Annotated in this window: 2 protein-coding genes; one reads left to right on the plus strand and one right to left on the minus strand. The window is 67.8% G+C overall.

Annotated features, from left to right (window positions below):
* Window positions 1-582: carbohydrate ABC transporter permease (locus AC1DOC_RS32850; RefSeq protein WP_478131465.1), on the plus strand; the 582-nt coding region annotated here is incomplete at its 5' end.
* Between the two features lie 71 nt (window positions 583-653).
* On the opposite strand, the gene AC1DOC_RS32855 is transcribed toward AC1DOC_RS32850, so the two are convergent.
* Window positions 654-1,629, minus strand: a 976-nt coding sequence (locus AC1DOC_RS32855; RefSeq protein WP_478131466.1) for an ROK family protein, incomplete at its 5' end; no start/stop codon positions are given.

Here is a 1,629-nt window from a genome sequence, read left to right on the forward strand (position 1 = left end):
ATTACCCTGGTGCTGGGCTGCATGGCCGCCTATGGGCTGGCGCGCTTTCGCTTTCCGGGCCGTTCGGCAGTGGGCTACACCACTTTGCTGCTGCGTACGGTGCCTCTGGCCGTGCTCGCGATTCCGGTGTTCATGATCTGGAGCCAATGGCAACTGGTGAACAGCCTGTGGGGACTGATCCTGCTGTACGTCGCGGTGAATCTACCGTTCACCATCTGGCTGCTCTATGGCTTCGTACTGCAGGTGCCGGTCGAACTGGAGGAGGCCGCGGCGATCGACGGCTGTGGGCCGGTGCGGGTGTTCACCAAGGTGCTGCTGCCGCTGATGGGGCCGGGTCTCGCGGCGGCGTCCATCTTCACCTTCCGCATCGCGTGGAACGAATTCATCCTCGCGCTGGTGCTGACCGACCGGCAGACACGCACGCTCCCAGTGGCTGCGTCGCTGTTCATCACCGACATGGGCGTGGATTGGGGCAAGGTGATGGCAATGGGCAGCCTGATCGCCATCCCGCCTCTGATCTTCACCTTCGTAGCAGCGCGGCAGATCATCACGGGGATGACCGCGGGGGCGGTAAAAGGCTGAACTTTCACCCAAAGAAGGGGGCGGCCCGCCAAGGCGTGCATGAGGTACGTTGCGACGGCAGCAACGGCTTCTCAACCAGCCTTGAGGAACACGTCATGGTCGGGCGCGAAGTTGGCGTGCAGCGGCAGCATCGCCCCGCCGAGCGCACAGGCCTGCGCCCCCACCCTGCCCCCGTGCAACTGCGGCGGCCACAGGCCCTCCCAGTTGCATTGCGCGAGCGCGGCGCGCGTCTGTTCCAGAAGGGCCTGGAGCAATGCGCGCGACATGGAACCGTCCATCACCACGTCGGCCAGATCGAGCACTGCGGTGCCGCTGACGATGGCGTGCGCCAATGCCAGCGATGCGGAGCCGAGCCATGACTGCGTTGCAGCGGCAAAAGGGGGCTGCAACGCGCGGTCGTCGTAGGCCGCGGCAGGATCGAGCCCTTCGCCTTGCAGGCGCTGCTCCAGCTCCCACAGCGAGGCCTCGGCCATCACCTGCGGCGGCAGCGCGCCATCGGCTCGCACCGACTGCATCGGCAACGAAGCCAACGCGCCCGCGTTGCTGTGCGCGCCCGTGTGCAGGTGCGAGTTGATGACCAGCCCGCCGCCCACGAAGGTGTCGACGAAGATGTAGAGAAAGCTCTTCAAGTCATGGCCGCGCCCGCCCACCAGCTCGGCCACGCAGGCCGCCACGGTGTCGCGCGCAAAGCTCACGGGCACCTCGGTGCGCGCGCGCACCTCGGCCGCCAGGTCCATCTGGTTCCAGAGGTCGGCCTGCGCCTTCGACAGCCCCAGCGTGCGGTGCCAGCCGCCCAGCTGGAACGGCGCGGCCAGCCCCGCGCCCACGTTGCGCACGGCCAGCGGCCCGAGGCCCTCGCGCAGCCGGTGGATGTGCTGCGCGATGGCGGGCAGCAGCTCGTCCGCATCGGGAAAGTCGTAGCTGATCGCATGCCGCTCGCGCACCTTCGCGGTGAAGTCGATCAGCAGCCATTCGGCGCCGCGCCGGCCCACCTTGATGCCGATGGCAAAGGCCCCGTCGGGGTTGAGCGCGAGCGGCACCGAAGGC

Source organism: Variovorax sp. 01T439_2 (assembly GCF_056398445.1).